This window comes from Neosynechococcus sphagnicola sy1 (genome assembly GCF_000775285.1).
In the GTDB taxonomy this organism is placed as follows: domain Bacteria; phylum Cyanobacteriota; class Cyanobacteriia; order Neosynechococcales; family Neosynechococcaceae; genus Neosynechococcus; species Neosynechococcus sphagnicola.
The window spans coordinates 76,658-85,467 of the sequence record NZ_JJML01000042.1 but is presented as its reverse complement, the minus strand read 5'-3'; the positions used below and the strand labels follow the sequence as shown (position 1 = coordinate 85,467).

The window sequence follows — 8,810 nt, the reverse complement described above, 5'->3', positions numbered from 1 at the left end:
CCTTCTCCCAAAAGGGGAGAAGGGGTTGGGGGATGAGGGCGGTATTGTTGATGAATATGTTGATTAATAATCCAGGCTAGCCTCTCTGAAGACTACCTAGGGAGGTTAGAATAGCCACTCCATCAAGACCTTGGGGGCAGGCAAGAGGATCAAAACCAGAAAACCCAGAGCCAACAACCCGAGAAAATCCCGGCGATTGTCCAGTTCACTGACATCATTGAGGGCGGGTTCATCCGTGGCCGGGATTAAAAACAGCAAAATCGCCCACAGCACTAACCCACGACCATCCAAAAAGGCCATCAGTAAGAATAACAGGCGACTGATTTGAGAAATGGCGGCTCCCCCTCGCTGTCCAAACATGGCATGGACAATGTGGCCGCCATCCAGTTGCCCCACGGGCATGAGATTCAAGGCTGTGACGATTAAGCCGAGATAGCCAGCGATCGCCACGGGATGGAGATCAATTCCCTGATTTCCCTGTAATGTGCTGCCCATGGCGAGACGACTGAGCAGCGATAGTAATAGGGAAACCCCTGGATCAAGGGCATGGAAGGAGAACAAATTGGACTTGGGCGATAGGGGCAGGGCTGAAGAGTGAGCTAGCCCCCATAGCAGCAAAGGCAGAGCCACCACCAGCCCCGCAAATGGCCCCGCGATGCCGATGTCAAACAACGACTTGCGGTGGGGAATCGGCGATCGCAGTTGAATAAACGCCCCAAAGGTGCCCAGGGAAAACAGCGGCCAAGGCACGGGGATAAAGTAGGGGAGGGTGGCCTGAATCTTATAGTGTCGGGCGGCCAGGTAGTGACCTAACTCATGGATCCCAAGAATGCTCATCAATGCTAGGGCATAGGGCAGCCCTTGCCACAAGAGCAATGGGTTTTTCGGCAGGGCTTCACTCATGCCGTTGACCAGTTCTACCCCTGCTTGGCTGGTGGTGAAGAGGGTAGTGGCCAACAGGGCGAGGGCTAATCCGGGGCGATTCAGCGCTTCCGATCGCGGTTTACTGGTGAGTTGGGGGTTGGGAACCAGGGCAAAGAACGGCTTGCCATTCAGACCATCTTGCAGTACCACCAGGAAGCGATCGCCAAAGTGATGGGTAATATTCTCGCGGATGGTCTGGTAGGCCACTTCCGCAGACGCTCGCAGCTGCCCCCGACAAATCACAGCTTGGGGGCGGTACTCAATATTTTGCAGGTAGTAGACCGACCAGGGAAAACAATTTTGCAGGGTGCTGGTTTCTGCTGGATCGAGCAGTCGGGGGGGCGGGGTTTCAGGGGCGGGCGGGGCAGTGGGGTCTGTCCCTGGGGGGGTGGCGGGTTGTTGTCCACTGCCGCCTGGGGTGAGCCGACGTCCCTGCTGCACCAGAAACCAGTACAGCAGGGGGCAGGCAACAAAGGGGATAATCACCAGGGCCACGGGCAAGGGTTGCTTGTCGCCATGGCGAAGCGCCCAGATCGTCCAGATCAATGCCGGGGTCATCATCACCAGCCAGAGTAACCAGACCGGTGTGCGGGTGATCCCAGAGACGCTCCGTTGCACAATGAGATAGGTGATGAAACCCAGCAGGAGTAACCAAAAAAGCATGTGATGCCCAAACAACCACGGGCGGTCTTTCCAGGAATTGCGGTTCCCTGCCCCATAACCTTCGCATTCCCCCCCAATCGGGAGACGCTGGGGGCAACAGCCTATCTTATTGTAGAGAACACCGGCAATATCTTGCTGGACTGCCCTGCCTGGAATCCCTCGAATCAGGAGTTTTTGCAGTCCCAGGGAGGGGTGCGATCGCTGATGCTCACCCATCGCGGGGCGATCGCCCAGGTAGCAGCTATCCAGGAGGCTCTGAACTGCGAGGTGATTATTCAGGAACAGGAAGCCTATTTACTGCCCGGTGTCACGGTGACCCCGTTTCAACACCGCTTAGAACTGCAAGCCGGACTCTCCCTGATCTGGACCTCTGGACATACCCCCGGTTCTGCCTGCCTCTATCACCCCAGCGGCATCCTCTTCACCGGGCGGCATCTGTTACCCACCCCCCAGGGCCAACTGGCACCCATCCGCACCGCCAAGACCTTCCACTGGCCGCGACAAATCCAGAGTGTGCGATCGCTGATCCAAGCGTTCAATCCTGAAACGCTCCACGGGATTTGTCCCGGGGGCGAACCTGGGGTTTCTGCGGGGGGCAGTCCTATGTTGATCAGGCGTACCAACGACTACGGGCCTTAGATCTGAATGCCCTAGCTGGATTCTCCAAGGCAACATAAGGATTAAGATGTCAGGGATGATTGTTGCCCTCCCCTGGCTGTCATGACTCTGCTGATCCGCGATGATCCGCTCCTGGCTCCTCCAATGACTGACTTGCAGAAACCTTCGATTACTCGGCAACTGAAGCAGAATTTTCAACTCCTCGTGGTGTCACTGGTGGTGATCCTGCTGGTGGGCAATGGGGTGATCTGGCAATTGTTTGAAGCCAGTGAACAGAATCGGCAGATTTTGGTTCACGTTAGCAAGCAGAATGCCCTGGGACAGCAGGTGATCAAAGCCGCTCTGTCGATGCACGAAGAAATCGAACCACTGTTTCGTCAGGCTTACTTACAAGAGCTACGCCAGACCCTTCAGGAGTGGGAGGTGGGTCATGCTGATCTAAAAAAACGCCCGCCAAGATATCGGTTGGGGAGATGATCCAACCCAGAGACAAGTCCTGTTTGATCGCCTGGAGCCTTACTACCAGGCCATGGTGATCGCTGCCCACCAGATTGACCAGCATCCCTCGCAGGATATCACCCCTCAGGTGCGGATTCTGCTCAGTAATAGCCCCCAGTATCGGGAGGGCATGAAGGCCGCCGTGCAGAAGTTGGCAGATTCTGTGGAGAAATCCGTTGATTTCGTCGAATATGCCCAGCGAATCCTGTTGTTCGTGGTGTTATTGACGTTACTGGGTCTGTGGCTTTGGGTGGTCTGGCCCGCGATCGCCCAAACTGAGCAAGCCTTAAACGACGAAAAACGAGCCCGTCGCAGTATTGAAGAACTCGCCCACCAGCAGACCGAGCACTATCGACACCTGCAAGTGATGAATCGGGAGTTAGAAGCTGCCAGTTTGGCAGCTGAAACGGCGAATCGAGCTAAAAGCGAGTTTCTAGCAATGATGAGCCACGAGATCCGCACCCCCATGAATGCGGTGATTGGGATGACGGGACTGTTGCTGGACACGAATCTGACCTCAACTCAGCAGGACTTTGTACAAACGATCCGCAACAGTGGTGAAGCCCTGCTGACAATTATTAACGATATTCTGGATTTTTCTAAAATTGAATCCGGCAAGTTAGAGTTAGAAACCCATCCGTTTGCGTTACGGCTGTGCGTGGAGGAAGCCCTAAGTTTGGTTGCCCAACCCGCCGCCCAGAAGCAAGTTGAATTGGCCTGCTATCTGCAAGATCCCCTTCCCCTCGCCATTGTGGGAGACGCCACTCGACTGCGGCAAATTTTGGTGAACCTGCTGAGTAATGCCGTCAAGTTTACTGAACAGGGGGAGGTGTTGGTCTCTGTCCAACGCCAGACTACCGATAATCCCCATACCTTATTGTTTACCGTCAAAGATACGGGGATTGGGATTGCACCTGAACGCATGGATCGGTTGTTTAAGTCCTTCAGTCAGGTGGATGCCTCCACCACCCGACGGTATGGCGGTACCGGCTTGGGTTTGGTGATTAGTCAGCGATTGGCGGCACTCATGGGCGGAGCCATGTGGGTCGAAAGCCAGGTGGGAGTCGGTTCAACCTTTTACTTTCAAATTGTTGCCCCGGAAGCTCCGCCCTCGCCTGAGATGACGCCTCATACCAGTCTGGCAGAGGCACACGTCCGGCTCCAAGGGCTACGAGTTCTGATTGTGGATGACACCGAAATCAACTGTAAAATTCTGCGCTTACAGCTGCAAAAGTGGGGAATGCTGCCGCGCACTACCCGATCGGGGCAGGAAGCTCTGGAATGGCTTGCCCAGGGAGAACGCTTTGATGTCGGTATCTTGGATATGCAGATGCCGGAAATGGATGGGTTAACGTTGGGAATGCGGATCAAAGAGCACTGCTCCCATTTGCCCCTGATGCTCTTAACGTCCCTGGATGACCGTCTTGACCCTCGCTTTCAAGTCTTTCGTGTTCAGCTGTCCAAGCCAATCAAACAAGACCAACTCCATGGGCAACTGCTGAAGCTGCTAGACATCCCCGTGGCTCTAGAGGAGGCCAAGGAGACCGCAGCGGCTCCGGCCAAACCGACCCCCAGTCATTTACGAATTTTGCTGGCAGAGGATAATGTGGTCAACCAAAAGGTGGCGATCGCCCTGTTGAAGAAGTTGGGCTATAGCCGGGTGGATATTGCTGGCAATGGGTTAGAAGTCCTGGAAGCCCTGCGCCGTCAACCCTACGATCTGATCCTGATGGATGTGCAAATGCCGGACTTAGATGGATTAGGCGCCACCCGCCAGATTTGTCAGGAGTGGGATGGGGAAAGCCGTCCCTGGATTGTGGCCATGACGGCTAGCGCCATGCAGGGCGATCGGGACGCTTGCCTGACGGCTGGCATGGATGACTACATCAGTAAACCCGTTCGCTGGCAAGAGTTACAGCGGGTCTTGAGCCAATTCAGCAGTTCCCCCCTGGATCAGGGATCAACCGTGACCTGAGTTCCCGAGCGGGCTCTACCCGTGATCAGAAAGCAGCACCCTAGCTAAGCGGCGTTCTTAAGAAAAAGCAAGGACGTTAGATATTGATGGAGGAGGCGCTGAAACTGGGGGGAACCGAAGCGGTCTATTGCGGCACTCAGATGCGCGGTGCCTCGAATGCCAAGGCCAAGCGTGAGTTAAATTTTTAGCCGCGATCGTTGGGATGGATGGTTAACATAGCTGACATCCAGGGAATTAACCAACCTGATCAACGGTATTGAATATGAACCAGACGCTCAAACATCAACGTGCACTGATTACCGGGGGGAGTCGTGGCATTGGAGCCGCGATTGTCAAGCGTTTTGCCAGGGAAGGGGCTGATGTTGCCTTCACCTATACTCGTTCCCCCGATCAAGCCCAGGAGACTCTGGAGGTGGCGCAGGCCCTCGGTGTCCGAGCGATCGCCATTCAAGCTGATAGCGCTGACGCCAGTGCGGTGATCGCCGCCGTTGAGCGCACGGTAACCGAATGGGGGGGGATTGATATCCTCGTCAATAATGCAGGGGTGCTGAAGATTGGGGCGATCGACGATTTCGCGATCGCGGACTTCGATCTCACCTTTGCGGTTAATGTGCGGGCGGTGTTTGTGGCGACGCAGGCTGCGGTCAAGCACATGAGGGAGGGCGGACGGATCATCAACATCGGTAGCACCAATGCCGAACGCATGCCATTTGGTGGCGGTAGCGTTTATGCCATGAGTAAATCTGCGTTGCAAGGGTTGGTAAAAGGGCTGGCACGTGACCTCGGACCCCGTGGTATTACGATCAACAACGTCCAGCCTGGCCCCATCGCGACGGAGATGAATCCCCCAGAGGGCGAGTTTGCGGAGATGCTGAAAAAACCTGATGGCGATTCCCCACTACGGCACCGTCGAGGAGGTCGCGGGGATGGTTGTTTATCTGGCTGGTCCTGAAGCTGGTTTTATCACTGGGGCAAGCCTGATGATTGATGGGGGCTTTAGCGCATGAAGATGGTTCAATCTGGAACCATGATCGTGATTCTGCATGCGATCGCCGCCTACGAGCAAGTCCTAAGGGTGAGAACCGAATTGAGTTTAGGGTAGGTGTTGCGATTATGATTGTTGTTTCAGATACCTCCCCCATTTGCTATCTGCAATTCCCAATATTCTTCCCCCCTTTAGAAGGGGGGATTGAGGGCGGTAATTGAGCATCTGCAAGCAAATGCAAAATGGATTTTTACACTAGACCAACACTCCGATTTCGAGTCCGCTTATGTCGTTGTCAGCACCTCAGAGGACAGACGTTTGAAGGCCAAACGCTCATTCTCAACCTCGACAAAGATCGTGTCACCCTCGCTAAACTCACCCCGCAAGATACATTTGGCAATTTGGGTTTCTAGTTCTCGTTGAATCGCCCGCTTCAGCGGTCGAGCCCCGTACACCGGGTCGTATCCCACCTCCGCTAGAAAGTCTACAGCTCCCTCTGCCAGTTTCAAGGTCAGCTTGCGGTCAATGAGACGCTTGCTCAAGCGTTGGACTTGGAGGCGGACAATTTGCCGTAATTCCATCCGATTCAAACCGTGGAAGATGATAATTTCATCAATGCGGTTGAGAAACTCTGGACGGAAACTATTGCGCATCGACTCCATGACTCGATTCCGCATTTCATCGTAATGGGATTCATCCCCTGCTAAATCGAGAATGTACTGAGAGCCGATGTTGCTGGTCATGATGATGATGGTGTTTTTAAAGTCCACCGTATGCCCCTGGGAATCGGTGACCCGCCCATCATCTAGAATTTGCAGCAGAATATTAAAGACATCAGGATGGGCTTTCTCAATTTCATCGAAGAGGATGACCGCATAGGGGCGACGACGAATCGATTCCGTCAATTGTCCCCCTTCTTCGTAACCGACATACCCTGGAGGGGCACCAATTAGCCGGGAGACGGTGTGTTTTTCCATGTACTCCGACATATCGATGCGCACCATGGCCTCATCGGTGTCAAACATGAAGGTAGCCAGCGCCTTGGCTAACTCGGTTTTACCCACCCCAGTTGGGCCTAAGAAAATAAAGCTGGCGGTGGGGCGATTGGGATCGGCCAGACCCGCCCGCGATCGCTGAATGGCATCGGCAACGGCGGTCACGGCTTCATCCTGACCAATGACCCGACGATGCAGTTCGTCTTCTAGATGCAGCAGCTTATGCATCTCGGATTCCACCAGTTTGCTGATCGGTATCCCCGTCCATTTGGAAATAATCTCGGCAATATCTGATTCCGTCACTTCTTCTCGCAGCAGCGATCGCCCTGCGGTTTGGGTTTCTTGGAGGCGGGCTTCGGTTTCCTGGAGTTGCCGTTGTAGATCGGTTAACTTGCTATATTTCAGCTCTGCTGCCCGGTTGAGGTCATACTCCCGTTCCGCCTGCTGAATGTCGATGTGAACCTGGTTAATCGCTTCCTTAAGGGTTTTCCGTCGATCCAGAACTTCTTTCTCGGCTTGCCATTGGGCATTAAGCCCCGTCTGCTCTTGTTTCAGATCCGCCAGTTCTCTGTCCAGACGTTCCAGGCGTTCCCTCGAGGCGGGGTCAACCTCTTTCTGGAGGGAGAGGCGTTCCATCTCCAGTTGCAGGATCTTGCGATCAATTTCATCCAACTCTTCAGGCTTGGACGTGCTTTCCATTTTGAGTTTGGCCGCCGCTTCATCCACCAGATCAATGGCTTTGTCCGGTAAAAAGCGATCGCTGATGTAACGAGTAGAGAGGGTGGCTGCGGCCACCAAAGCGGAATCGGCAATTTTGACGTTGTGGTGAGTTTCGTAGCGGTCTTTCAACCCCCGGAGAATCGAAATCGTATCTTCAACGCTGGGTTGGTCAATGTACACCTGCTGGAAGCGCCGCTCTAGGGCTGCATCTTTTTCAATGTACTTGCGGTATTCATCCAGGGTCGTAGCACCAATACACCGGAGCTCTCCCCGAGCCAGCATCGGTTTCAGCAAGTTCCCCGCATCCATGGCCCCCTGAGTTGCCCCCGCGCCAACTACCGTATGGATCTCATCAATGAAGAGAATAATGTTGCTGTTGGAGTCGGTGACTTCTTTAAGCACGGCTTTGAGGCGTTCCTCAAACTCACCCCGGTATTTGGCTCCGGCAATTAAGGCTCCCATATCCAGGGCTATCAATTTGCGATCGCGCAGGGATTCGGGCACATCACCTTTGACAATTCGCTGGGCGAGACCTTCGGCAATGGCGGTCTTACCCACCCCTGGCTCCCCAATTAGCACCGGGTTATTCTTGGTGCGGCGCGAGAGAATTTGAATCGTGCGGCGGATTTCATCATCCCGACCGATCACCGGGTCAAGTTTTCCCTGGCGGGCAAAGTCCGTGAGATCGCGCCCGTATTTTTCCAAGGACTCGTATTTACCTTCGGGATTCTGATCCGTCACTTTCTGGCTCCCGCGAATTTGTTCGATGATCGTCTTCAGCTTGGCTTCGTCTAGTTTAAATTCCTGATACAACCCTTTCCCAAAGCGATCGTCCTTGGCATAGGCCAAAAGCAGATGCTCTATGGAGATGAAATCATCCCCAAACTGTTTCCGAGCTGCTTCCGCCCGATCCAAGAGGGTATCCAGTGATTTCCCCAGATAGACCGAGGCCACACTCCCTGACATCTTGGGTTGCCGGCGGATAAAATCATCGGTGCGATCGCGTAATCGCTGTACCGTGACTTCAGCTTTGTTAAAAATACTGCTTGCCAAGCCATCCTGTTCCAACAGCGACTTCATCAAATGCTCTGACTCCAGTTGCTGCTGCTGGGCTTGTTTAGCTATTTCTGGGGTACGGGCCAGCGCTTCCCAGGCTTTTTCTGTAAATTGATTGGGATTGGTCGGTTGCATATAAAAACTTACTCCTAAACTTGAACGAACCCCGTTGCTGCTTTCCACGAAGGGGAGTCCTGACTGACTACCGTCATTGTAGGCAGTCTCCTGTGGCGGAAGGGATCGGTGTTTACGATTGCTGAGATAGGTATTGCCGCCCTCAGACACCCAGAGATCCCCCCCATCCCTGGGGTTGAGCTGGATAAATCTCATTGAGATCTATCCAAAATATGATGGATCAATCATCTGATTTATCGGT

5 protein-coding genes and 1 pseudogene are annotated in these 8,810 nt (G+C 54.0%); 4 read left to right on the top strand and 2 right to left on the bottom strand.

Going from position 1 to position 8,810, the window contains the following annotated elements; all coding sequences use genetic code 11:
• Positions 1-105: 105 nt before the first annotated feature.
• Positions 106-1,587, bottom strand: a complete 1,482-nt coding sequence (locus tag DO97_RS15900; RefSeq protein WP_036535244.1) for a site-2 protease family protein — start codon at positions 1,585-1,587, stop codon at positions 106-108.
• Between DO97_RS15900 and DO97_RS15895 the strand changes: the two genes are divergently transcribed.
• The 4 genes and pseudogenes from DO97_RS15895 to DO97_RS15880 all read left to right on the top strand — a co-directional run.
• A complete protein-coding gene (locus DO97_RS15895; RefSeq protein WP_239651794.1) occupies positions 1,588-2,226 on the top strand; it encodes an MBL fold metallo-hydrolase in 639 nt (212 codons plus the stop codon).
• Between the two features lie 81 nt (positions 2,227-2,307).
• The gene (locus DO97_RS15890; RefSeq protein ID WP_036535242.1) at positions 2,308-2,682 is read left to right on the top strand and encodes a hypothetical protein; all 375 of its coding nucleotides are present in this window, start codon (positions 2,308-2,310) and stop codon (positions 2,680-2,682) included.
• A gap of 52 nt (positions 2,683-2,734) precedes the next feature.
• Positions 2,735-4,678: a response regulator gene (locus tag DO97_RS15885; RefSeq protein WP_052128836.1), complete on the top strand. Its 1,944-nt coding sequence runs from the start codon at positions 2,735-2,737 to the stop codon at positions 4,676-4,678.
• 262 nt (positions 4,679-4,940) lie between these two features.
• Positions 4,941-5,619, top strand: a pseudogene (locus DO97_RS15880) (SDR family NAD(P)-dependent oxidoreductase); the annotation flags it as partial.
• Positions 5,620-5,947: 328 nt separating this feature from the next.
• On the opposite strand, the gene clpB reads toward DO97_RS15880, so the two are convergent.
• Positions 5,948-8,569 (bottom strand): ATP-dependent chaperone ClpB, encoded by a 2,622-nt coding sequence (clpB, locus tag DO97_RS15875; RefSeq protein WP_036535284.1) that lies wholly within the window; start codon positions 8,567-8,569, stop codon positions 5,948-5,950.
• Positions 8,570-8,810: the final 241 nt, after the last annotated feature.